Consider the following 22,763-nt stretch of genomic DNA (forward strand, 5'->3'; position numbering starts at 1 on the left):
ATCCCATGAAGCCCCACCCCACGGAGCCCCCCTTGGACCCCACCACCGCCCTGCTGCTCATCGACATCCAGAACGACTACTTCCCCGGCGGCCGCGCCGAGCTGGACCGCGCCGAGGCCGCCGCCACCCAGGCCCGCGCGGCCCTCGACCACTTCCGCCAACACCACCTGCCCGTCATCCACGTCCGCCACATCTCCGTGCAGCCCGGCGCCACCTTCTTCCTCCCCAACACCCCGGGCTCGGAGACCCACACACTCGTCGCGCCCCGCCCCGATGAGCGCGTCATCCTCAAGCACTACCCCAACAGCTTCCGGGAGACGGACCTCCAGAAGCAGCTGGGCGCGCTCGGCATCAAGCACCTCGTGGTGACCGGCATGATGACCCTCATGTGCGTGGACGCCACCGTGCGCGCCGCCGCGGACCTCGGCTACGCCGTCACCGTGCTCCAAGACGCCTGCGCCGCCCGCGCCCTCGAGCTCAACGGCGTGAGCGTGCCCGCGCCCCAGGTCCACGCCGCGTTCCTCGCCGCGCTCGGCATGGCCTACGCGAAGCTGGAGAGCACGTCCGACTTCCTCGCCCGCGCGGGGCGCTGACCTCAGAGCTTCAGGCCCGCGCGGATGCTCGCCACGATTTGCTCCGGCGGCGGCGAGACATCCACCGACAGCGCCTGCTCGGGCACCTCCAGCGCCGCCAGCTGACTGTCCAGCAACGACGGCGGCATGAAGTGCCCATGCCGCTGTGCCAGCCTGCGCGACAACACCTCGCGCGGCGCGTTCAGATACACCCACCGCGTCCGGGCCGGGTCCACCTCCAGCCGTTCGCGGTAGGAGCGCTTGAGCGCGGACGAGGCCAGCACCACGTCCTCACCGCGCGACAGGGAGCGCTCGAGCTCCCCTCGGACGTCCGCCAACCACGGCCAACGGTCCTCGTCCGTCAGCGGCACCCCCGCCGCCATCTTCGCCACGTTGGCGGCCGAGTGCAGGTCGTCCGTGTCGAGGAAACGCCAGCCCAGGCTCTGGGCCAGCGCGCGCCCCACCGTCGACTTGCCGGCGCCCGAGACGCCCATGACGACGACCACCATCTCGTGACGCCTCCTCGATGAAACGGGGACCTCCGGACATGGTGCGACGCCTGTCGCCTGTTCGCCACTGCCTCGCGCGTCGAATGACCACCTCTCCACGTCCCACGGGCCCCTCGCGTGCGACGCCGGGCCGGCCGCCTGCCCCCGTAGCATCCCGTCGAACTCCGGATACCCGTCCAACGTCGCGGGTCCAGCGCGAGGAACACGGCTCCGCACCCCCACCATGCTTGGGAAACGTCAGACCCCAGGGGTACGATTCTCCTCACGGTCGCCGCGATGACACGCGGCACGGAGGGGATATCAGTGGCGGACCTCGCGGACGGTGAGCAGACGGAGATGAAGGGCTCGGGCGCCAAGCCCTACATCCTCAAGAACACCGGAGGCGTCTACTCGTGCTCCTGTCCCGCGTGGCGCAACCAGTCCATCGGCATCGAGCGGCGCACCTGCAAGCACCTGCGCAAGCTGCGCGGTGAGGACGCCGAGGCCGCCCGCGTCGGCGGCGCCGCGGCCCTCCCCAAGGCCACCCGCGTCAAGACGGCGAAGGAGACCGAGTCCTCCGAGGACGCCACCGAGAAGGCCCCGCCGCTCCTGCTCGCCCATCCGTGGGAGAACGACGTGGACCTCACGGACTGGTGGATGAGCGAGAAGCTCGACGGCGTGCGCGCGTACTGGGACGGCAAGCGCTTCTGGTCGCGCCTGGGCAACGAGTTCTTCGCGCCGGACTGGTTCACGGCGGCCCTGCCGGACTTCCCGCTGGACGGAGAGCTGTTCGGTGGACGCAAGCGCTTCCAGCGCACGGTGAGCGTGGTGCGCCGGCAGGACAAGAGCCAGGACTGGAAGGAGCTGCTCTTCGTGGTGTTCGACGCCCCGAGCGTGGACGCGGCCTTCGAGCAGCGGCTGGAGCACTGTCGCAAGTGGGTAGATGACACGAAGCCCGAGTACGCGCGGTGGCATCCGCACGAGCGCTGCCAGGGCACGGTGCACCTGCGCACGGAGCTGGAGCGGGTGGAGGGCCTGGGCGGCGAGGGACTGATGCTGCGTCAGCCGGGCTCGCGCTACGAGGTGGGCCGCTCGCACACGCTGTTGAAGGTGAAGAGCTTCAAGGATGACGAGGCCGTGGTGATTGGCCATGTCGCGGGCGCGGGTCGGCACAAGGGGCGGTTGGGTGCGCTCGAGGTGGAGCTGCGCAACGGCAAGCGCTTCAGCGTGGGCACGGGCTTCTCCGACGCGGAGCGGGCCGCGCCGCCGGCCATCGGCACGCTCATCACGTTCCGCTACCAGGAGCTGTCCAACGACGGCGTGCCGCGCTTCCCGTCGTACATCGGCGTGCGCATCGACGCGGCGCCGTTCAAGGCGAAGGGCTGAGCCCCGCCCGCACCCACAGGAGGCTTTCCACGGGGTGACAGGGCACACGTGGGCCCTGTCGGCTCGCGGATAGGTGGGACTGCCCTCGGGGACGAGCCTCCCAGGATGGACCGGTGAGGGTGGGCTCCGATTCCTAGGGTGGCGGCGCCCGAGGGCGCGCGAGCGGCTTGGGCTGTCCCCTAGCCACGAGCCGTCCCATGTCGTCCACCCTCTCCGATGTCGCGCCAGCGTGCGCCGTGCATCCGCACCTCGACGCCGTCTTCGCCTGCAGCCGCTGTGGCAGCTTCGGCTGTGCCGAATGCCGCGGCCATGATGAGGCCACCCACTGCGCGCCTTGCATGCGGCGGATGAGCGAGGACCCCGCGGCCCTGTCGCCGACGCGGCTCATCTGGGACACGCTGGCGCTCGTGCAGCAGCAGTGGCGGTGGGTGCTGGGACTCAGTCTGGCGGTGGCGCTCATCCGACTGGGGACCGCTGCCTTCCTGTTGCTGCCCAACCCAACGCTGGGCATCGCCCTCTCGGTCCTCACCAACATGGGAGCCCAGACGGGGCTGAGCATCTACCTGATGCAGCGGGTGGCCACGGAGCTCCGCGTTCCTGGACAGGCGCCGCTGGGACTCGCTGAGTCCCTTGGGACGGTGATACCGCGCATCATCCTCATGGGACTCATGGCCGCGCTCTCCGCGGTGGTCGTCAGCACGGGCCTGGTCCTGTTGCTCATCCCCGGGCTGTACCTCGCGTTGAGCACCAGCCTGGCCCCCGCCATCGTCGCCGTGGAGGGGAGAGGTCCGCTCGCCTCGCTCCGGCTGTCCCACGAGCTGGTCAAGGGGTATCGGCTACGGCTGCTCGGGACACTGTTGCCCCTGGGGGGCTCGGTCATCCTCGCGGTGCTCGTCCTCAGCAACCTCCTCGACGGGGTCATCTCGAACGTACCCTCTCCCATCTCGGTCGTGTTCGGAATCACCGTGACGACGGCGACCATGAGCGCTGTGTCCGTGTACGAGTTGGGACTGGTGCTCGCGTATCAGCGACTGATGGAGCGACAGCCAGCTCGCGGCCGTCATCGGGGCTGACCTGGACATCGGCACGCGTCAGGACGCGTGTCGCTCCGCCTCCTTGAAGAACTGGGTGAGCGAGGCGTCCAGCAGGGACTGGCGCGACTGCAGGTACCTGCGAGCACGGAGGAAGGGGAGCCAGACGCGCGTGCCGACACGCACCTGCGACTCCTCCCTCCTCTCTCGCGGAACCCACGTCCCTCCCAGCCGCCGCACCAGCACGTCGCCCAGATAGGCACCGAGCGCCGGTGCGGTGTGCCCATCGACGAGGTCCCGCACATACCGCTCCGGGAAGTTCTCCCGCCAGAAGTAGAAGTCCAGGTCGGTGAGGGACTGGGCCGTCTCGTCCATGATGGACGGCACCTTCGTGTGCAGCGCGGCCACGAGTCCTTCGGACAGGGCTCCGTAGGAAGCGAGGACGCGCTCGGGATGCTCCACGTCCGAGGGCAGGGCGACGGGGAGCCACTCCTCGGGCTCGGGGGGATGGAAGGCGTTGAGCTCGGAGATCTTCCGCTGACGCTCGCTAACGGCGAACTCGTCCGGTAGCCGCGAGAGGAACGGCGCCACGTCCGGATGGAAGCGAGGCTCCACCGGAGCCAGCGCGGCGCTGCGCTCCCTCAAGGTCCGCAGCACGGTGTCGAAGTCGAGGTCCGGCCGCAGGTGGACATGCGCGCGGGCCTGCGCGACACGCGCATCCTCGCTGGCGAAGTCGGCGGCGGTGGGCCGCAGCACCACGAGGACGGAGCCATTGGGGAGCGCCTCCACGAGGTGCGCGGGCGTCGAGAGCACCCGTTCTCTGCCCACGCGCTCCACGAGCTGGGGACCGAAGACGTTCAGCCAGCAGACTTCGTAGACCTTGTCGAAGCCATCTCTGCGCGAAACCTCGACGTCCCGGCCGAAGTGGGGGAAGCCCGCCAGCTCGCGGTCCGCCATGCTGTGGGCCGAAGCATACGGCGTCAGGTAGTGAGTGGCCCACGTACGGGCCGCGTCGATGAACCCTCCACACACCTCTCTTCCAGAGAAGAGTGAGAGGGGCTTCACGTCGACCCAGATTCGGAGCTTCGGGACGAGCGGAGGCAACCGCAAGCTGAGCATCACATCCAGCTCGGGTGCGTGCGACCGATAGAGGCCCATGGACGTACTGTTCTCGTCGCGGCGCTCCTTCAGGGCTTCCCAGAAATTCTCACGGGAGAATCTGCGCCTGCGCCGTCCCTTGACGACGTCTGGCATCCAGGGGCCAGCATGGTCGACGAGGGCCTGGAGGAAGGGAGCAACGTCCTGCTCGAGCTCGGCCGTCGGCTCGAAGGCACCTTCGAACGAAAACAGGAAGTTGTCGTCGACGCCCGAGCCGTGCGCATCCAGCACGTTCATTGAACCATCACCTCCACCCCTCTGACCTTGTCCTGGACTTCGCCCAGGGTGGCATCCAGCGCTTCTGCCATCTTGGGCTTGAGTCCCTTCCCCTCATATACGAGCCGGACCCTTTGGACCTGCGCACGCTGTCGGATTCCTTTCCGGAGGACATCCAGCGTCCCTCCGTAGTACCGCAACGCGTTCCTCGCGTCCGTGGTCATCTGCGCGCCGAGCGCATCAGCGTCCATCCGCCGGAGGTCCCGGCTCTTGAAGCTGAAGGTCTCCACTCGCGGCGGCTGCCCGGCCGTGGGTCGCGCTTCGATGACGAGCACATCCGCGAAGCGCAGGTCCGCCTTCGCCACCCCGACATGCGTCTCGATGCGCGGCTGCTCGAAGTCCTGGAGCCATCGTCGCTGTGTCCTCGGCAGGACCGCGTCCGCCTCCAGGAGGATGACCATGTCGCGCTCGAAGGCCAGACCTCGTGCAAACCGCTCACGTGCGAGCTGGTAGCCCGCCCACGGGAGCGGGCCCTTGGACGCAATCCCCTCCTGGAGCTCGGTGACCCGCTTCTCCAGATACGACAGGTAGTCCGCCCAGAGTGGGTGCACGTCGGCACCCGGAGGAGCGGCTCGCGTGAGCGTCTCGCGATGGGCCCTCAGGGCGGCCACGTCCATCGACAGACGCGCCCCTCCGACCTCGGCCTCCACCTGTCGGAACTTCGCCTCCGCCACTTCGGCGGGGATGCCCGCTGACTCGGATGGCGGAAGGGACCTGGCACCACGGCTCTTCCCCGCGCCTTGCTGCGTGGGTGTGCCACTGGGGCGCTCCCCGTGCCGCACCGCCAGCAGGGCCTGTGCTCGAGCCGCGTGACCTCGTGCCTCGTGCAGGGCCAACGCTCCGGCCTCGCCCCACTCCGCCACCAGGAGGGCCGACTCACGACCCTGCTGGAGATGACGCGCCAACTCCCCCACGGAGCTCGTGCCCGTCCGCGCCCTCACCCGCTCCAACACCGCCTTCAGCGCCTCCACACGAGGCACTGTCACCTGGGGCTGCGCGCCCTCCTGTCTCTCCAGCCCCGCTTCACGAAAGCCACGCGTGCCCTTCCCTCCCGCGTACAAACCCACGAGCAGCGCCGCGGGCGCCAACTGTCGCGTCGCCTCCTCGTACTCCCCTCGCGCGAGTGACGCCCCACCGTGCACCGCTCCAGCGGCCAGTGAGTAGAAGCCCAGCGGCACACCGAAGGTGAGGTGGTCGAAGGACGCGAGGGCCACGTTGCCCGGCGCGAAGGCCCCCAGGTACCGCGCCTTCTCCACCTCCTGGTACGCGGCCCGATAGACCGGCGGGAGCTGCGCGGGCAGCGAGGACACCTCCACGCTCCGGCTCCCGGCGACGAGCGGAATGGAGGACGCCACGTCATCCGCCGCCCTTCCCAGTCCTCGCGCGATATCCCCCGCACGGAAGTCTCGCTCCGGGAAGTCCACGAGGGACATGCCGCGCTGACGCAGCTCCTCGGCGACGAGCTCCATGTTCCCCAGGACACGCCTCAGCAGCTTGTCCTCGGCCAGCAGGCGCAGCACCTCCCGCACCTCGTCGTCGAAGGCCGTGTGCAGGACGAAGAGCGCGAGGACCTCCGCCTGCCCTGGGCCATGCCTCTCGGCCACGGTGGCGAGAAAGGCGACGCGCTTCTTGAGCAGGACGGTTGCGGCCTCCGCCTCCATCGGCCCCAGGGCGCCCAGCCGGACCGCATTCCAGGCCGACAGGGACTCCACCAACCGAGGCATGTCCACCGTGCGCTGCAAGGCCAGGAAGGCCGCTGGCGTGGCGCACCCCAGGAAGGGCGACAGCACCTCCTCGTCCGTGGACAGGCGCGGCCACCCCGGAGGCACCTCACCGCAGGCCTTGGACAGGGCATCGATGAAAGGCAGGGACGTCGTCTCACTGAGGACGCCCGCCCCAGGAAGTGTCTGCGGAGCACGACGGCGGTGAAGCAGCGGGCCGGCCTCGTCCTCCAGCGAGTCGCCCGTGGGAGCGCTCGCGAAGGTGCCGCGCTCCAGCGCGGACATCGGCATCCGGCTCGCGAACGAAACGAGGGCGACCTCCGAGCCAGCCCGCGAGGCACATCCCACCGTGAGGAGCACCAGCCAGAGCAGGACTCCGCCACGCGGCGAGCGCTCAGCGCACATTGTCCACCCCCATCCCCACCGCCACGAAAGTCCCCGGCCGCAACGCGCGCTCCGGCGTGGGAAACAACAACGTGCCGCCCTGCCCCACCGCGAACAGCCGTCCACCCAGGAAGCGCCACCGCGCCTCCGCCGAGACGAGGTAGCGCGCACCCGACTGGCCCAGGCCCATCGCCAGCCCGCCCACGCCCAGGCTCACGTCCCGGTGGAACAGCTGCGCCTCCACACGCCCATCCACATCCACCCGTCCCCACGTGAAGGCCTCCACGCCCAGGGAGACGAAGACGTGGCGCTGCCGCATCCCGCTCAGGCGCACCGCGTCCCAACCGAGAATCACCTCACCGTAGGCCGAGCCCCCTTCAGGGAACGCCGCCTCCGCCATGGGCACCGCGGACGGGCCGACCCCCCGGAAGCGCGCCAGCTCGTAGTCCGGACCGAAGGCCCCCTGTCGGAAGCCGCCTCGCTGCAGTCGCCCCTCCAGCCGCGCGCGAACATCCAGCGTCGTCGACACCGCCTCCATCCCCACGCCCGCCACCGCGCCCCACGCGCCGCCCTCACCAGGACGCCCGCCCCAGCCGCCCAGCACGTGCACCTCGACGCGCCGGCCCTGAATCCGACGCCGCAGCACCACGGCGGTGCCGTCCACGTGCGCCAGCGTCATGGACTCCGAGACGCCCCCTGCCCTCCCCCAGTCATGCACCGCCGACAACGCCAGCGTGTAGCGTCCGGGCACATCCGGACGCCCGAAGAGGACATGCTGCACATCCAACGCGACCTCCGCGCCCGTGAGTCGCGCCCCCAGCAGGTCCGAGGCGAACGCCTCCGCGTACACCGGCCCCAGCGTCCCCGCCGCCACCAGGCCCGCGGGGTGGTAGTCCGGATTGAGCTGGTTGCTGTAGCGCCGCACCAGGTGCCCGGACAGCAGGGAGTATCCATCCATCCTCCCCACCCACAGGGCCCTCGACGCGTCGACTCCCACCGAGAGCTGGCGCACCAGCTGCCCCCAGTCGGACAGCGTGTCCCAGTCCTCCTTCCTCACGAAGCCCGCCCCCGCGCCACCACCCCACAGCCGCAGCCGCAGCGGGGCTCCGACGTTGAGGTGGAACTCCTCGCCCTGCTCCAACACCACCAGGGGCTCCACCTGCACGAAGCCCTCGTCCACGCCTCCGCGAGGAAGCAGCGTCCACGCCGTGGTCTCCACACGCAGCACGTTCGTCCACGGCGTCGCCGCATCGGACGCGTCAGGTCGTGACTCCGACTCCTCGCCGGAGGACGCGGGCGTCATCGCCTGCTCCATCTCCTGGATGAAGGCCTCCGTCTCCTCCCAGCGCGGGGGCACGACGGCCTCCTGCGCCCTTCCCACACCGGAGAGAAGCAGCGACGACACGACGACCCAGCTCCGATGTGTGAACACCGACGCCCCCTCGGAAGACCCCGACTCGGGATGGAGAAGGCCGCAGATTCCCAGCTCGGTCCGACACCGCCTCGGCCCTCGAGTGGGAGGGTTGAACCCGTCCGTGCGGGCTGCACGCCAGGCCCCTCTGTGCGCCAGCCGTCATCCCAAGGGCATGAAGTCCCGAGGTGCCCCGGGGGCCTCGTCACACGGGCTCCCGCACCCGATATACAGACAGGTGTCGACCCTCCGCCCCCGCGGAGCCCTCCGAGCGAGGTGACCATGCACTGCGAGCACTGCCTGTCGGAACACTCCGATGCACTGCCGTGCCCACCCGCCGCGCGACGCCACGCCACCTCGCGCGCGAGCCCTCATCGTCCCCTCACGAGGACTCCCGCCCCCTGTGACGTCCGCATCCAGCATCCCCAGGGCCTCCAGGCCCACCGCGTCGAGGTCTGCAAGGGCGGCCTCTTCCTCGGCTGCGAGGAGCCCTTCCCTCCCCTCTTCACGCGGCTGGAGTTGACGCTGCGCCTGGACGGCGAGGACTTCACCTGCGAGGGCGAGGTGGTGCGCCACGTCGACACCGCGCACGCCCGCACGTGGGGCTCCACAGCGGGCATCGGCGTGCAGCTGCTGCCCCCACCTCCCCGACTGCGCGAGCTGCTCTCCCGGACGAGCCCTCCACCGGCCGAGGACGCCCTCACTTCACCGTGAACACGCGCGAGGCGCCGTAGTACGGGCGCACGCGCGCATCCCAGCCGGACTTCCACTCGCCCTCGTGCAGGACGCGGTACGTGCCCGGCGCGGCGTCGCGCGGGATGTGCCACTCCACCGTGACGTGCGAGCACCCCAGCGTGGGCACACAGCTCTCGCGCTCCCACCGGAAGCGCGTCTCCCAGTCACCGTCATCCGCCACGTCCACCCACGCGCCGATGGAGCCCTTGCGCTGCACGCGCAGGTACGTCCCCTCCAGGCGCAAGTCGTTCTTCGGGTGCCCGCCCCAGAACGTGACCCTCACCGTGTCCCCTCGCGCGTACGACGCCTTGGCGTCCGTGACGACGTCGCCGAACTCCACCCAGAGCAGCTTGTCGTCGTACACCACGCCGGGCCGGAGGCTCGCCTGGATGTAGCGCAGGTCCGTGGGCGGAGGCCCCGGAGGCACGGGATGTCCCTCGCCGAGCCCCACCGCGAGCGCGTCGAACCCCTGCTGCAGCGCCGCGAGCGTCCACGGTCCGAAGTGCGTCGACGCGCCCTCGTAGGCCTGGCGCGCGTACTCCTCGCGCGTGGCGACATAGCCCGCGTAGTCATTGGCCAGCCCCACGACGACCACCTCCGTGATGCCCCGGGGCCCGAGCCGCTCCAGCACCGTCCGGCGCAGCCGCCGCCCCGCCATCGTCGTCACCTCGAACGGCACCGCCACCAGCGCGAGCGGCCCCACCGTCACCAGCTGCAACGGCAGCACGTCCGGGCTCCACGGGTGCGGCAGCATGGTGCCCATCTCCAGCACGATGGGCTTCTCGCCCTGGCAGGGCGTGGTGATGAGCGCGCAGGTGAACTGGCTCCACAGGTCATGGATGACGGCGCACGACGCGCCCTCCACGCCATAGCCGGGCCCATCCTCCGCGCCCGCCAGCATCGACAGTCCAATCGCCGCGGGACACGTGCGGCGCGGCGTCCCATCCGTGTACTCGGGGGCCACGTCCACCGCGTCCATCTTCACGAAGGTGTGCCGGGAGTCCACGCCCCCCACGAGCGGCGTCGTGGCCCGGGCCCACAGCCGCGCGGCGAAGTCGTGCTGCTTGCGCGCGGACAGCTCCGTGTCCTCGAAGTCGTCGGCCCCACCGCCATGGGTGCCGCCCAGGATGTTGGGCGTGACGTCGCCCGCGTTCGCCTGGGCGAAGGCCGCGACGAACGTGTCCCCCTTGTCGTGCGCCTTCTCGAACCAGTACGAGGCCAGCCCCTTGTTGTCCCCGCTGATGAGGCGGTTGTCGTTGCCCATGGACGTCGCGTGCACGGCGAACCAGTTGATGAGCCCCACGTCGCCGCCTTGCGCGCGCGTCATCCGCAGCAGCGTCATCCGCGTGTCCACGTCATGGGGATACCGGGCGCGCTCCGAGGACGGATTGAGCCGGTAGGCCTCCGGCGAGCGGTTGAGGCTGGCCCCCAGCAGCTCCCCCGCCTCGAGCCGCAGCGTCCCCTCCCCCAGCCGCGAGTGGGCCCGGGCAATCGACGTGACGATGCCGGAGACGATGGCCTCGAAGTTCTGCGGCACGAAGCCGAACGTCGTCAGGTTGTAGAGGGTGTGGTGCGAGAAGCCGCCCGGCCCCGAGTGCGTGTGCGTGGCGCCGAGCAGCACGTTGTCATTCGAATACACGGCGCCGAAGCGCGCGCGCAGCCGCTCCACCACCTGCGTCTTCACCGCCTGGAACATCATCCCCAGGTCCGCGCTGACGATGGCCACCCGACGTCCGTTGCACGGCGAGACGATGACGAAGGCCCGCGAGCGCAGCCGCTGGTGGAGCCCCGCCGTCTGCTGCGAGAGCTGGCCATAGCCCATCATCCCCACCTCCGCGGCGGGGCCGGTGATGTCGCCCAGGCCCGCGCCCACCAGGAAGCGCGTGTTGCCCTCGCAGTCCCCGAGCCCCGCACCGGGCGCGGCGCCCTGCCCCCACGCCACCGTCCCCCAGACGAGGACCCACGCCAGCACCAGCCGGACCGGGTGTACGCGCATGCCTTCCTCCAAGGCGCCCGAGAGGTCGCCTTCGTCAGGGTGGAGCCTCGTCATAAGGACTCGCGCGTCTGTCCGCCCCCGTCCAGCCACTTCGCGTCGGAGGACGACACTCCCGCCCGCCGCCACACGCAATACACACTGCCAGTGCAACCCAATGACAGCCACGGAGCCCGCACCTCAAGCGCCCGCACCTGACCCGCGCGAGTCATACCTGTGGAAACCCCTGAGACCACGGGCCGCGCCGCTGCAGAGAGCGCGACACTCCAAGCCCTCGTGAAGACAGGGGTTTCACCCCGGGACACGCCACCCCGCGGCGAGAGGCGCGGATGGAATTATCAGCAGACACTGCAAATCAATAACAGCCAACATTCGCCGCCGGGAATCCCATATTCAGCGGGAATCCACTTTACTGCGAGTGAACACGGGTGTATCCCGGGACAGCGAAAACCCAGCAGCCCCAGCCTCCAGGAGCGAGCCATGAAGCGACTGTCGTATCTGGTTGTCCTCGCGTGCGCGGTGCTTTCCACGTCGGCGTCGGCGCAGCTGTCCACGCGCTGCTTCACCGACGACCAGCTGACCACGTACACGCTGTCCCAGGGTCGCAACAACTGGTCCTTCCGGTGCGGCTACATCACCCAGGCGAAGCGGGACTTCCTGAACTCGGAGGGCGAGTACCAGGTGTTCGCGAGCGGCTGTTACTCCTTCGCGACCACCGGCCCGACGGCCACGTGCAACTTCTTCATCCCGGCCGACGAGAACGCGGCGTGCATCCCCAACCTGGTGAAGCTGGGCACGTGCGTGACGGGTTGCTACACGGCCAAGGAGAAGGTGTCCTTCGGCGGTGAGTACTGGCCCATCGCGGACGCGTATGCGTCCGGCGTGCGCACGGTGACGGCGCTCAGCAAGGACGCGTCGCTGGTGGCGCCCACCACGGGCGAGCAGGCCATCCGCGCCTTCGTCGCCGGCGACACGGTGGAGGACGTGTTCGCCCTGCAGACGGTGGACGGCCGCCGCGTCGAGGTGACGTCCGAGCACCCCATGGTGCTCGCCACCGGTGAGATGGTGAAGGCCAAGACGCTCCAGGCCGGCGACGTGCTGCTCGGCGTGCACGGCGAGAAGGTGGACCTGAAGGACGTCTCCGTCTTCCGCTACGAGGGGACCACCTGGAACGTGCAGCCGCTCAGCAAGGAGAAGATTGAGAACGTGCTGGACGTGGAGGGCCTGCTCACGGGCTCGGTGCGCTTCCAGAACGAGTGGGCGGACGACCACTACCGGTTGTCGCTGCGTGACGAGGCCAGCGTCGACGGCCTGTAGTCACGCGGACCCTGTCTGGACCTGCGCGAGGGCCCCCAGGGGGCTTGGGTCGGGGCTCTCGCGCTTCATCGTGCTCGTCACCTCACGACAAGGACGCCATGCGAAGCATCCCAGGATGGGCCGCGCAGAAGCTGGCAGGTGTTCTCACGCAGGGGGTTTGGGGAGCGTGGGCGCTCGGGGCGCTCGGCTGTGGCCCCACGGTGGAGCCGGAGGGAGCCCACGACGCGCTCGCCGCGCAGTCGCACCCGTTCGTGCCCCTGGGGCCCGAGGGTGACTTCTCCGCGCGGGTGACCCGCTACGACTACGACTTCGCCACGCAGACAGGCGAGGCGAAGTCCACGCTGTACCTGGACGTCGCGCCGCCGGGCGGCGACTGCTTCGTGGTGAACGCGCCCCAGGGCCTCAGGGACCTGCGCTGGAACGACGCCGAGCCGACCCGCTCGGAGTCCACCGAGCAGGGCATCCGCGTCTGCGGCCGGGGCCAGTTCGCGGGCCAGGTGAAGCTGGAGGCGCGCTACACGGTGCCCCTGGAGACGTACGACTTCACCCAGGTGGGCTTCTCGCGCCGCACGGACCGGGGCGGAAACACCTTCTCGTATCTCTTGAGCTGGGTGGAGTCGTGCGACCGCTTCGGCCCCTGTGACGACCGCACGGACCAGCTCACGCAGTATGTCTTCACCGTGAAGCACGCGACGGGCGAGCGGGTGCTGTGCCCGGGGCAGCTGACGCGCCCCGACAACACCACCACGAAGTGCACGCTGACGGGCCTCACCAAGGCCCCCACGTACTCGTCGTTCGCGGTGGCCTCCAATCCCGCGTGGCGCTCGAACACGCTCACCGAACAGACCAACAAGTTCAAGGTCGTCTTCCACGAGGTGCCCGGCGGCAAGCTCGCCTCGTCGCTGGTGGCCGCGGACGTGAAGGCGTACCTCAACTGGGTCATCGGCGAGCTGGGCCCGCTGCCGTACGGCACCGAGCTGCGCGTGGCGGGCGCGCCCACCGAGTGGCTGGGCGTGGAGCACCCCGCCAACCTCATCCTGCGCGAGGACCTGCCGGACCTCAGGCGCGACTACGCGCACATGACGATGCACACGCTGATGCACGAGGTGGTGCACCAGTGGGCGGGCAATCGCACCACGCTGTCGAACCCGTTCGACTTCGTGTGGAAGGAGGCCATCGCCGAGTACCTCACGTACCGCTACGAGCTGCGCGGCCGCCCCTCGGGCGAGGCCGAGCAGACGCGCGCGTACTGGGACAGGCTGGCGCGCACCGCCGCGTACTACCCGCAGCCCGAGGACGACCCGGCCCCCGTCTTCCTCTCCTTCGCGTCGGACGTCTACGGCACCGGGCCCATGCTCTTCTTCCTCCAGCTGGAGCCGCTGCTGGGCGAGAACACCGTCCTGCAAGCCATCAAGAACTTCCTGTCCGTCCCCGCGGACCGGAGCGTCGCGGACCTGCGCTCCGCGCTGGAGCAGGCGTCCGGCGAGGACCTGGGGCCGTACTTCGACGCGTGGGTGTACGGCGGCGGTGACCCGGACTGGCCCTTCTTCGAGGTGAGCCACGCGCTGGAGGACGGCGAGCTCACCCTCACCGCCGTCCAGCGCTCCGTGTCCGGCACGCACTACCCCGTCTCCGTGGATGTCCTCGTCGAGGGCGCCACCCAGCGCAGGCTCGTGACGCTCGACTACGGCCTGTCGCCGCAGTCGGACACCCTGACGGTGACGGTGCCCTTCCCGGAGCCGGTGGTGCAGGTGACGGTGGACCCCGAGAACCGCGTGGTGAACCGCCGCTTCCTCGGGCTCGACGCCGAGCCCGCCCCCGCGCGCTGGCTGTTCTGATTCCTTCAAGGAGTGGAGCCATGAACGGACTTCCCGCCGACAATCCCCGGCCCCCAGCTCCCCGACGCTGGCGATGGATGGGACCGGGCCTCGCGCTCGTCGTGCTCGGAGGCACGGGCCTGTATGGGCTCGTCCGCCCGCGCTCCCCCTCCGCGCAAGAGCCCGCGCGGACCGCCGACACCCGGGCCGCCCCCTCGCCCGCCGCGCCCCAGGCCTCGCGCGCCACCGCGCCACGTCCCGCCGCGCCCCTGGCCCAGGTCGGGAGCGCGGAGGCGGCCCCGCCCGCCGACGACATGGAGGTGGAGGAGAAGACGCGGCGCGAGGCCGCGCGCCAGTCCGCGCGTCAGTACCGGGCGGGGCGCTTCAACGCGTTCTTCCGCAAGGAGGTCTTCGTCGAGGAGATGGCGCGCGAGGGCGCCTCCCGCGTCGACGGCCTGCGCAGCGAGCTGGCGGACCCCACCGCCCTGCAGCAGCTCCCCGCCGACACGCAGTTCATGGAGAACAAGCCGGAGCCCGTGCTCGAGCGCATGGCGATGATCGACCTGCTCTTCGAGCTGGCGCCGAACGAGCCCTCCGCCCGCGACGCGATGACGTCGCTGGCGCTGTCCCCCATCGACAGCGGCCTGTCGGACTCGGTGAAGAAGGGACTGGTGGGTGAGAAGTACGACCTGCTCTTCCGCCTGGCGCAGGTGGACCGGCAGCTCGCCGTGGACACGTACACACGGCTCGACAACCCCCGGCTCAAGAGCCTCCTGAGGGAGGCGCTCATCGCCGGGCTCGCGGAGTCGGGGGCCAGCCCCGCCGAGGTCCAGCGGATGACCGCGCACCTCTAGTCCGCCACCGGACTGGACCCATCCCCATGGGTCCCGCAGTGCCAGCGCCGTCGGCCTCCGACGACGACACGACACGTCCGTCCCTTCCGCCCCTGCCGAGCGAGCGCAGGCGTGGGAGGCCCGCGCGCGCTGGAGCCATGCAGAGCAGCACCTACCCGCAAGACAAGGAGCGCGTCGTGACTCGGACTTGGAAACTGGGATTGATTGGGGCGTGCTGTGCCATGTGGAGCGTCGCCTGCGGCGAGGCCCCGGTGGACCCGACCCGGGACAACACCCCGGAGGCTCGACAGGCCGCGCTGGCGGCGCTGGGCCGCGTGGAAATCGTCGACGCGGGCAAGGACGGCACCCCGAGCTTCATCCGCGGCACGCTCGGCACGGTGGACCGCTCGCTCGTCTCGCTGAAGGCGGGGGACGCGCTCGCGCCCGTGCTGCGGGGCCTGGCGCCGGTGTTCGGCCTGCGCGCCGAGGAGCTCACGCTGCGCACCAGCCGCACGGACGAGCTGGGCTACACCCACGTGCGCTACGACCAGACCCGCCACGGCGTCCCCGTGAAGGGGGGCGAGCTGGTGGTGCACGTGAATGACAAGGGACGGGTGTACGCGGCCAACGGCTCGGCGCGCGGCGCGGGGGAGCCGGCGGCGCTCGCGCGGCTGCCGCTGCACGCCGTCACCGACGCGGCGCTGGAGGGCCTGGACACGCTGAAGGTCGAGGGCGAGCCGCGCTTCGTCTACTTCCTGGGCGCCGACGGTCCGCTGTCGGCCGCCTATGAGGTGCTGCGCGTGGGCACCCGCGAGGACTCGCCCGCGAAGGACCGCGTCTACGTGGACGCGTCGTCGGGCCGCGTGCTGGACGTGCACCCGCTCATCCACGGGGGGCTCGACCGGCGCCTCCACTCGGCCAACAACCAGTGGACCACGCCCGGCACCCTGCGGCGCCAGGAGGGTGGCGGGGCCACGGGCGACGCCCACATCGACCGGAACTACGACCACATCGGCACCACGTACGCCTGCTACGAGACCATCTTCGGCCGCGACTCGTTCGACGACCGGGGCGCCACCATCACCAGCACCGTCCACTACGGCTCCGCGTATGTGAATGCGTACTGGGACGGCATCCAGATTGTGTTCGGGGATGGCGACAACGTGAACTCGGGCCAGCTGGGGCTGGACCTGGACGTGGTGTCGCACGAAATCACCCACGCGGTGACGCAGTACGAGTCGGGGCTCGTGTACCGCAACGAGTCCGGCGCGCTGAACGAGAGCCTGTCGGACATCGCGGCGGCCATCTGCGAGAGCTGGGCTCGCGGCGGCGCGGTGGACGCGGACGTCTGGAAGATTGGCGAGGACATCTGGACGCCGAACATCTCCGGGGACGCGCTGCGCTACATGGACAACCCCACGCGCGACAACTCGTCGCGTGACTACTACCCCGAGCGCTACACGGGCACCGCCGACAACGGTGGCGTGCACTGGAACTCGGGCATCCAGAACCTGGTCTTCAAGCTGCTCGTCACGGGCGGCACGCACCCGCGTGGCAAGACGGCCATCAACGTGGGTGGCGTCGGCATGAACCGCGCGGCGCAGACCTTCTACTTCGCGGCGACGAACTACTACACGTCGACGACGACCATGTCCCAGGCCAAGGCCTACACCGTGCAGGCCGCGACGGACCGGTACGACGCCTCGGTCGTGAACGCGGTGCGCGACGCCTGGGGCGCCGCGGGCGTGCCCTGAGCCCGCGCCGAGCGGAAGTCCCACCCCACCACCTCAAGGAGAACCCATGAAGAACGTCTTCATCGCAGCCGCAGTCTTCTCGGTGTGTCTGTCGAGCACCGCCCTGGCGCAGCTGTCCACGCGCTGCTTCCAGGACGACCAGCTCGTCACCATCGACCTCGCCCGGGGCCGCAACGCCTGGGCGCGCAAGTGTGGCCTCATCACCGCCTCGCGCGAGGCGTACCTCAACACGGAGAACGAGTACCAGGTCTTCACCAACGGCTGCTACGCGTACCCGGCGGTGCCCGGGGGCTCCACGTGCAGCTTCCACGTGCCCGCGGACGAGGCCTCCGCGTGCATCACCGGGCTGAACAAGCTGGGCACCTGCGTCGCGGGCTGCACCACGCCCAGCCAGAAGGTGGCCTTCGACGGCCGCATGCTGCCGATTCCGGAGGCCTACGCGTCCGGCGTCACCACCGTCACCGCGCTGAGCCCCACCTCCGAGCCGGGGCTCTTGCGCTACGGCGAGCAGGCCATCCGCAGCTACGTGGCGGGTGACACCCAGGAGGACATCTTCGCCCTGGAGACGAAGGAAGGCCGCCGGCTGGAAGTGACGGCGGAGCACCCGATGGTGCTCGGCGACGGGACGATGGTGAAGGCCCGCACGCTGCAGGCCGGCGACACGCTGATGGGCGCCGACGGCAAGACGCTGCACCTGACGCGCGTCACCGTCTTCAGCTTCAAGGGCCAGGTGTGGAACGTCCGGCCGGAGAGCCACGTGAAGCTGGAGAACGTGATGAACGCGGAGGGCTTCCTCACCGGCTCCGTGCGCTTCCAGAACGAGTGGGCGCAGGATGACTACCGGCTGTCGTTGAGGGACGAGGTCGACGTCGGCGGTCTGTAGTCCCCACGCCGCCCGCCGTCACGGGGCTCCGGTCAGCGCGCCGGAGCCCCGCCTCCCCGACACGTCAGGGGATGTTGCAGGGGTACTGGGGCAGCATGCAGGACCCGCCGAAGCCACAGTCCTGGCTGCACGTGTAGGGTGACTCCCGGGCCGAGCAGAGCCCGTCGCCGCAGAAGCCGCAGTCGTCCAGGCACGAGCCCCAGCTCTCCGTGCCGGCGCAGACCCCGTCACCGCAGAAGCCGCAGTCCTGCACGCAGGTGTACAGGTTCTCCGCGCCGTTGCACGCGCCGTCACCACACGCCGTGCCGCAGTCCGTGGGGCACGTGGCGGTGGACTCGCCCGCGCCGCAGACCCCGTCACCGCAGGGGTTGGGACAGCCGCAGTCGACGGGACACGAGTACACCGTCTCGCCCTTGCACTGGCCATCACCGCAGTAGCAGTCCGACGGGCAGTTGCCCTCGGTCTCCGCGCCGTTGCAGGCACCGTCGCCGCACACGCTCGCGGGGCCGCAGTCGTAGGGGCAGTTCCACGGGCTCTCCGAGGGCGCGCAGTAGCCGTCCCCGCAGACCTCGCAGTAGGCCATGTTGCACTGGGGCAGCATCGGGTCGACGCCCGGGGCCTCCTGGAGCGGAATCATCGGACAGGGACAGTAGGGCAGCGCCTGGGACGCCTCGCCCAGCCCGTCCTCCGACTCGGACGGCGAGACGGGGCCACAGGCCGTGAGCCACAGGGCCACCACCGCGAGCCTCGCGACGAAGCTCGCCGCGCTCATGTCGGGCCCGCCGCGTCCCGCGAGGCGTCGCGAGCGGCGGCGAACCGGAACCACTCGGGCGGCCATGGCGCCTCGAGCGTCTCCAGATAGGCGAGCAGTCCCTCGCGCGGCGCGTGGCGCTCACGGGAGGCCACGCACGAGCCGAGGTTGATGAGCCCGGACACGCACGGCGCGCTCGCCGACACGGGCACGAAGTACTGACAGTTGTTCGTGGAGCAGGGGTACTGGAAACAGCCGTTGGCGAAGACCTGGTACTCGTTGTCGGCGTTGAGGATGGTCTCCTTCGCCGCGGAGATGTAGTTGCACTTGCGCGCCCAGGCGTTGCGTCCGGCGACCTGCTGCGGCGTGAGGTTGTCATCCCCACCGCATCGGCCACTGAGCTGCGCCCAGGAAGGGCTGGCGAAGCCCGCGGTGACGAGACAGACGACGACCCAGAGTTGCTTCATGCCAACCTCCTCGATGGATGCACTGCGCGAGCTTCAACGGCGTGGGACGCGGACGGTGGAGCCCAGGAGCACCTCCACCGAGTCGCGCGTCGTCCAGGCCAGGTCCGGGAAGCCGTCCTGGTCCAGGTCCTCCGCCACCAGGGACGAGGGCATCGTGCCCGCGGCCACCAGCGCGGGCGCCCCCAACACCCCACCCACCTCGCCGAGCAGCAGGTAGACGCCCCCGGTCAGCCCCGCGAAGGCGACATCCTCGCGGCCGTCCTGGTTGAAGTCGGCGACCACCATCTCGCCCGGCGAGTCCGCGGGGATGGAGGACACCTCGGTGAAGCCGCCCCGTCCGTCCCCCAGGTGCACGGAGAGATAACCGGAGTCCGAGACGCTGTGCGAGATGACCAGGTCCAGGAGCCCGTCCCCATTGACATCCAGCGACACCAGGCGGAAGGGCTCGTCGTCCGCGGAGCCGGCGAAGCGCACGGGCGCCGCCGCGGACAGCTCGCCCCGCTCCGTCGCGAGCAGCACGTCCACCGTGAAGCTGTTGGTGTTGAGCACCAGCACGTCGGACCGACCATCCGCGTTGACATCCGCGAGCACCAGGTCCCGGGGCAGCCCGGTGACGGAGTGGGGCTCCGCCGCGCCGAAGGTGCCGTCCCCCTTCCCCTTCAGGAAGGTGATGTTGAAGTAGCCCCCCGAGCCCGCGTTCTTCGTCATCGCGTCCAGCAGCCCGTCACCGTCCAGGTCCGCCACGCGCACCTGCTGCGAGTGGTTGCCCAGCGAGTGGGGCACACCCTCGCGGAAGCCGCCGCCCGGCTCGCCCAGCCGCACCGTCAACGCATTGGCGAAGTGGCCGACGATGAGCAGGTCCGGACGACGGTCCGCGTTCACGTCGCCGACCGCCACGTCCATGGGCGTGGTGCCCGCCGACAGACAGCGGGGGGCGGAGAAGGCGCCCTTCCCCGCGCCGTCCAGGATGCAGACCTGCTCGGTCTGAGAGGCGACCAGGACCAGGTCCTTCACCCCGTCCCCGTCGACGTCGGCCGTGTGCAGCCCGCGCGCCTGGGTGCCTCCCGCGGCGTGTGTCACCCCCGCCTCGGTGAAGCCCAGCCACTGGACGTCCGCGAAGCCGCGGGGAGAGATGGTCGAGGACGAGCACGCCAGCAGCGCGCAGCAGGCCCACCCGAGAGAGAAGTACCGGGACATGACGGCTCCTAGGGCCGGAGGTCGGGAATGGCGAACGGGTCACCGGGCAAGAGGCGTCCGGGCACCGCGTCACGCGGGCAGGCGTGCTTCGCCGAGGCCAGCGTCGCCGTGTGACATGCGCCCGCGCAGGAGCCGGGGCAACCACAGTCCACGGGGCAGCTCGACACATCCTCCGCGACACAGGCGCCGTCCCCGCAGAAACAGTCGACGGGACAGGTGGCCTCCGTCTCGTCCTGACAGAGGCCATCACCGCAGCCCGCGTGACAGCCCGCCATGCAGGAGTCCTGGACCGACGCCGAGCGGGCCGCGGGGCAGCCACGCATCGCCTGGACGCTCGCGCCCAGCACCAGGGGCGGCGGCGCCTGCTCCCGGGAACCACAGGCCATCAATCCCAGCACGGCGAGGAGCCCCCACCACCCGCTCCACCTCAAGGTCGAGGGCGCTTCAAGCTCGCACACCGGGAGTGCGAGATGACGATGGCGACGTGGCTTCATCGGGTCAGCCCCCCACCGACGGGTTTCGCTATATCCTCGGGACCTCTTCGTTCCCGACCCTGCAATCACAAGCGTGGTTTGGGTGCCGTACCCAAGTCAAGGAATCGTCCCGGGGGGACACATGCGCCGCAAGCGGCTGAACGTCGTCGCGTTGGCAGCCATCCTGCTCCTGGCGGGACTGGGTGGCGTGTGGTGGAAGAATGCCACCGACACGACGTCTTCCGACCCCACCGTCGCCCACGTCCGCGCGAAGACACACACCCTCCCGGACCCCGACGCGGCGCCCTCCGAGCCCCTCGCGCCACGAGACCCCCGGGCCTGGGTGCCGGGCACGCTGCGCCGTCACGCGCTGACGCTGGGGCTGACGATGTCCTTCGCCGGACAGCCCGCGCCCCAGGGCGCCGCGCCGCCCGGCATGCGCATCACCCTTCGGGGTGAGTGGGACGAGGGCCTCGTCTCGGCGGAGGGCGCGGAGGCCATCGTGCGCCTCCAGCTCCGGCCCACCGCCTTCACGCTGGACGTGGAGGGACAGGGGGCGTTGGCGCCCGAGACGCGGCAGGCGATGGAGGCGGCGCTGTCGCAGCCGTTCTTCGCGACGCGGGACGCGCGCGGCGCGGTGACGCTCGCCCACTTCGAGCAGGGCGTGGACGAGCTCGCGATGGGGCTGCTCCGCTCGGTGGTGGCCACGTCCCAGTTCGTGAGGGAGGGCGTGGCCACGCCGACGTGGCGGACCGAGGAGCAGGACACCTCCGGCCAGTACTCGGCGGAGTACCAGCGCCAGGGCGAGCGCCGCTTCGACAAGCGCAAGCGCGAGTACACCGCCATGGCCACGCCCCAGGGACTCCAGCCGCTCGGGACGTCGCCGCGCATGAGCGTCAGCGGGGGCGCCACGTTCGAGCTGGGCGAGGACGGGGGGCTGGAGTCGCTCCAGTCGCGCGAGCAGCTCACCGTGGAGTCCGGCCAGGGGATGCCCACGGTGACGAACGCGATGGAGCTGACGCTGCGGCTCGTCGAGCGCCGCCAGGAGCCGACGCTCGTGGGCGCCTTCGCCGCGCGCTTCGGGCGCCTGCGCGCCGCCCCTCTGGCCAGCTTCCAGGGACAGTCGGCGGACCCGCTCGCGCACCACCGTCAGGTGCTGGGCAAGCGCCGCCTGGAGGACATCCTCGCGGACCTGCTCTCGCTGCCCACCGACGAGAAGGCCCGCGACGACGCCCGCACGCGCGCCCTGGAGCAGCTGCGCGCCCTGCTGCTGCTGCGCCCCGAGGAGGCCGCTCGCATCCCCGCGCTCCTGCGCACCCAGGGCCTGTCCCCGCAGGCCGCCAGCGCCATGTTGGGCGCGCTCTCCGCGGCGAGCACGCCGGAGTCGCTGCGCGCGCTCGTCCAGGCCACGGGGGACACCGCGCTCACGTCGGACGTGCGCATGGACGCCGTCTCCGCGCTGGGCATGGCGGACAACCCCATCCGCGAGGGCGTGGACACGCTGCGGCAGCTGTCGCGCACCGACGACCCGAAGCTGCGCGGCACCGCCACGCTGGCCCTGGGCAACGCGGCGCTCCAGCTGAGCGACACCGCGGGCCGCGACGCCGAGGCGCTCGTGCAGGAGCTGAAGAACGACTACCGCGCCGCGCGCGACGCCGAGCAACGCGCCCTGCTCCTTCGCTCGCTGGGCAACACCCGCTCACCGGGCGTGCTCGACACCCTCACCGAGGCCCTGCGCTCCGACGCCTCCCGGGTGCGCGAGGCCGCGCTCGTCGCGCTGCGCAACATCCCTGGCCCCGAGGCGGACCGGCTCCTGTTGGAGCGGCTGGTGAATGACACCGCCTCCGAGGTGCGCCGCGCCGCCGTCTTCGCGTGTGGCTTCCGCCCGCTCGAGCCGCTGCTCCTGCCCGTGCTGGGACAGGCCCTGCGCGAGGACGCCTCCGATGGCGTGCGCTCCGACATCCTCCAGCTGCTCGGCCAGCACCGCCACGCCACCCCGGGCGCCCTGGCGCTGCTGCGCTGGGCGAGCCAGCACGAGAAGAACCCGGACCTGCGACGCATGGCCAACACCTACGTGGAAACCCCCACCACGCCTCAGCCCTGACACCTCCGGCTG

At 70.6% G+C, this 22,763-nt stretch carries 19 protein-coding genes; 10 read left to right on the top strand and 9 right to left on the bottom strand.

Going from position 1 to position 22,763, the window contains the following annotated elements; genetic code table 11:
- Positions 1-5 precede the first annotated feature (5 nt).
- Entirely contained in the window at positions 6-593 is a 588-nt protein-coding gene (locus LXT21_RS38725) for a cysteine hydrolase family protein (protein WP_254043265.1), read from the top strand.
- Positions 594-595: 2 nt separating this feature from the next.
- Here LXT21_RS38725 and LXT21_RS38730 read toward each other — a convergent pair whose 3' ends face one another.
- Positions 596-1,081: a gluconokinase gene (locus tag LXT21_RS38730; RefSeq protein ID WP_254043266.1), complete on the bottom strand. Its 486-nt coding sequence runs from the start codon at positions 1,079-1,081 to the stop codon at positions 596-598.
- 303 nt (positions 1,082-1,384) lie between these two features.
- On the opposite strand from LXT21_RS38730, the gene LXT21_RS38735 reads away from it, so the two are divergent.
- Positions 1,385-2,446 carry a DNA ligase gene (locus LXT21_RS38735; RefSeq protein ID WP_254043267.1) on the top strand — a complete coding sequence of 354 codons (1,062 nt, stop codon included), beginning with the start codon at positions 1,385-1,387 and terminating at the stop codon, positions 2,444-2,446.
- Between the two features lie 347 nt (positions 2,447-2,793).
- Positions 2,794-3,519 carry a hypothetical protein gene (locus tag LXT21_RS38740; protein ID WP_254043268.1) on the top strand — a complete coding sequence of 242 codons (726 nt, stop codon included), beginning with the start codon at positions 2,794-2,796 and terminating at the stop codon, positions 3,517-3,519.
- Between the two features lie 18 nt (positions 3,520-3,537).
- Here LXT21_RS38740 and LXT21_RS38745 read toward each other — a convergent pair whose 3' ends face one another.
- From LXT21_RS38745 to LXT21_RS38755, 3 genes are read right to left on the bottom strand one after another with little or no spacing between them, the layout of a single operon-like run.
- Positions 3,538-4,872, bottom strand: coding sequence for a hypothetical protein (locus tag LXT21_RS38745; RefSeq protein ID WP_254043269.1), 1,335 nt, complete (start codon positions 4,870-4,872; stop codon positions 3,538-3,540).
- Complete coding sequence (locus LXT21_RS38750) at positions 4,869-7,037, bottom strand: hypothetical protein (protein ID WP_254043270.1); 2,169 nt, start codon at positions 7,035-7,037, stop codon at positions 4,869-4,871. Before LXT21_RS38750 ends, LXT21_RS38745 begins: the two co-directional genes overlap by 4 nt.
- Positions 7,027-8,448 (bottom strand): hypothetical protein, encoded by a 1,422-nt coding sequence (locus tag LXT21_RS38755; RefSeq protein WP_254043271.1) that lies wholly within the window; start codon positions 8,446-8,448, stop codon positions 7,027-7,029. The genes LXT21_RS38750 and LXT21_RS38755 overlap by 11 nt, the downstream gene beginning before the upstream one ends.
- Before the next feature lie 261 nt (positions 8,449-8,709).
- On the opposite strand from LXT21_RS38755, the gene LXT21_RS38760 reads away from it, so the two are divergent.
- Positions 8,710-9,141 (top strand): PilZ domain-containing protein, encoded by a 432-nt coding sequence (locus LXT21_RS38760; protein ID WP_254043272.1) that lies wholly within the window; start codon positions 8,710-8,712, stop codon positions 9,139-9,141.
- Here the strand turns inward: LXT21_RS38760 and LXT21_RS38765 are convergent.
- The gene (locus LXT21_RS38765; protein ID WP_254043273.1) at positions 9,128-11,158 is read right to left on the bottom strand and encodes a neutral/alkaline ceramidase; all 2,031 of its coding nucleotides are present in this window, start codon (positions 11,156-11,158) and stop codon (positions 9,128-9,130) included. The two genes, LXT21_RS38760 and LXT21_RS38765, sit on opposite strands and share 14 nt — an antisense overlap.
- A gap of 477 nt (positions 11,159-11,635) precedes the next feature.
- On the opposite strand from LXT21_RS38765, the gene LXT21_RS38770 reads away from it, so the two are divergent.
- The 5 genes from LXT21_RS38770 (at position 11,636) to LXT21_RS38790 (ending at position 17,759) form a co-directional block, all read left to right on the top strand.
- Positions 11,636-12,472, top strand: coding sequence for a Hint domain-containing protein (locus LXT21_RS38770; protein WP_254043274.1), 837 nt, complete (start codon positions 11,636-11,638; stop codon positions 12,470-12,472).
- A 98-nt stretch (positions 12,473-12,570) separates the two neighbouring features.
- Positions 12,571-14,310: a M1 family aminopeptidase gene (locus LXT21_RS38775; protein ID WP_254043275.1), complete on the top strand. Its 1,740-nt coding sequence runs from the start codon at positions 12,571-12,573 to the stop codon at positions 14,308-14,310.
- Positions 14,311-14,330: 20 nt separating this feature from the next.
- Positions 14,331-15,143 carry a hypothetical protein gene (locus tag LXT21_RS38780; RefSeq protein ID WP_254043276.1) on the top strand — a complete coding sequence of 271 codons (813 nt, stop codon included), beginning with the start codon at positions 14,331-14,333 and terminating at the stop codon, positions 15,141-15,143.
- Positions 15,144-15,364: 221 nt separating this feature from the next.
- Positions 15,365-16,876 carry a M4 family metallopeptidase gene (locus LXT21_RS38785; protein ID WP_254043277.1) on the top strand — a complete coding sequence of 504 codons (1,512 nt, stop codon included), beginning with the start codon at positions 15,365-15,367 and terminating at the stop codon, positions 16,874-16,876.
- Between the two features lie 46 nt (positions 16,877-16,922).
- A complete protein-coding gene (locus LXT21_RS38790; RefSeq protein ID WP_254043278.1) occupies positions 16,923-17,759 on the top strand; it encodes a Hint domain-containing protein in 837 nt (278 codons plus the stop codon).
- Between the two features lie 64 nt (positions 17,760-17,823).
- Here the strand turns inward: LXT21_RS38790 and LXT21_RS38795 are convergent, their stop codons facing one another.
- From LXT21_RS38795 to LXT21_RS38810, 4 genes are read right to left on the bottom strand one after another with little or no spacing between them, the layout of a single operon-like run.
- A complete protein-coding gene (locus LXT21_RS38795; protein WP_254043279.1) occupies positions 17,824-18,531 on the bottom strand; it encodes a solute carrier organic anion transporter in 708 nt (235 codons plus the stop codon).
- Entirely contained in the window at positions 18,528-18,977 is a 450-nt protein-coding gene (locus LXT21_RS38800; protein ID WP_254043280.1) for a hypothetical protein, read from the bottom strand. Before LXT21_RS38800 ends, LXT21_RS38795 begins: the two co-directional genes overlap by 4 nt.
- A 33-nt stretch (positions 18,978-19,010) precedes the next feature.
- Entirely contained in the window at positions 19,011-20,174 is a 1,164-nt protein-coding gene (locus LXT21_RS38805; protein WP_254043281.1) for an FG-GAP repeat domain-containing protein, read from the bottom strand.
- A gap of 8 nt (positions 20,175-20,182) precedes the next feature.
- A complete protein-coding gene (locus tag LXT21_RS38810) occupies positions 20,183-20,605 on the bottom strand; it encodes a hypothetical protein (RefSeq protein WP_254043282.1) in 423 nt (140 codons plus the stop codon).
- 184 nt (positions 20,606-20,789) lie between these two features.
- Here LXT21_RS38810 and LXT21_RS38815 point away from each other — a divergent pair, with 184 nt between their 5' ends.
- The gene (locus LXT21_RS38815; RefSeq protein WP_254043283.1) at positions 20,790-22,751 is read left to right on the top strand and encodes a HEAT repeat domain-containing protein; all 1,962 of its coding nucleotides are present in this window, start codon (positions 20,790-20,792) and stop codon (positions 22,749-22,751) included.
- Positions 22,752-22,763 lie beyond the last annotated feature (12 nt).

This window comes from Myxococcus guangdongensis, assembly GCF_024198255.1.
Lineage (GTDB): Bacteria > Myxococcota > Myxococcia > Myxococcales > Myxococcaceae > Myxococcus > Myxococcus guangdongensis.

Excerpts from the sequence above, each read along its gene's own strand:
- LXT21_RS38805 (WP_254043281.1), bottom strand. The coding sequence starts at position 20,174 with ATGTCCCGGTACTTCTCTCTCGGGTGGGCCTGCTGCGCGCTGCTGGCG.
- LXT21_RS38740 (WP_254043268.1), top strand. The coding sequence starts at position 2,794 with ATGAGCGAGGACCCCGCGGCCCTGTCGCCGACGCGGCTCATCTGGGAC.
- LXT21_RS38750 (WP_254043270.1), bottom strand. The coding sequence starts at position 7,037 with ATGTGCGCTGAGCGCTCGCCGCGTGGCGGAGTCCTGCTCTGGCTGGTG.
- LXT21_RS38795 (WP_254043279.1), bottom strand. The coding sequence starts at position 18,531 with ATGAGCGCGGCGAGCTTCGTCGCGAGGCTCGCGGTGGTGGCCCTGTGG.
- LXT21_RS38765 (WP_254043273.1), bottom strand. The coding sequence starts at position 11,158 with ATGCGCGTACACCCGGTCCGGCTGGTGCTGGCGTGGGTCCTCGTCTGG.
- LXT21_RS38745 (WP_254043269.1), bottom strand. The coding sequence starts at position 4,872 with ATGAACGTGCTGGATGCGCACGGCTCGGGCGTCGACGACAACTTCCTG.
- LXT21_RS38780 (WP_254043276.1), top strand. The coding sequence starts at position 14,331 with ATGAACGGACTTCCCGCCGACAATCCCCGGCCCCCAGCTCCCCGACGC.
- LXT21_RS38770 (WP_254043274.1), top strand. The coding sequence starts at position 11,636 with ATGAAGCGACTGTCGTATCTGGTTGTCCTCGCGTGCGCGGTGCTTTCC.
- LXT21_RS38815 (WP_254043283.1), top strand. The coding sequence starts at position 20,790 with ATGCGCCGCAAGCGGCTGAACGTCGTCGCGTTGGCAGCCATCCTGCTC.
- LXT21_RS38785 (WP_254043277.1), top strand. The coding sequence starts at position 15,365 with ATGTGGAGCGTCGCCTGCGGCGAGGCCCCGGTGGACCCGACCCGGGAC.
- LXT21_RS38730 (WP_254043266.1), bottom strand. The coding sequence starts at position 1,081 with ATGGTGGTCGTCGTCATGGGCGTCTCGGGCGCCGGCAAGTCGACGGTG.
- LXT21_RS38760 (WP_254043272.1), top strand. The coding sequence starts at position 8,710 with ATGCACTGCGAGCACTGCCTGTCGGAACACTCCGATGCACTGCCGTGC.
- LXT21_RS38800 (WP_254043280.1), bottom strand. The coding sequence starts at position 18,977 with ATGAAGCAACTCTGGGTCGTCGTCTGTCTCGTCACCGCGGGCTTCGCC.
- LXT21_RS38725 (WP_254043265.1), top strand. The coding sequence starts at position 6 with ATGAAGCCCCACCCCACGGAGCCCCCCTTGGACCCCACCACCGCCCTG.
- LXT21_RS38790 (WP_254043278.1), top strand. The coding sequence starts at position 16,923 with ATGAAGAACGTCTTCATCGCAGCCGCAGTCTTCTCGGTGTGTCTGTCG.
- LXT21_RS38775 (WP_254043275.1), top strand. The coding sequence starts at position 12,571 with ATGCGAAGCATCCCAGGATGGGCCGCGCAGAAGCTGGCAGGTGTTCTC.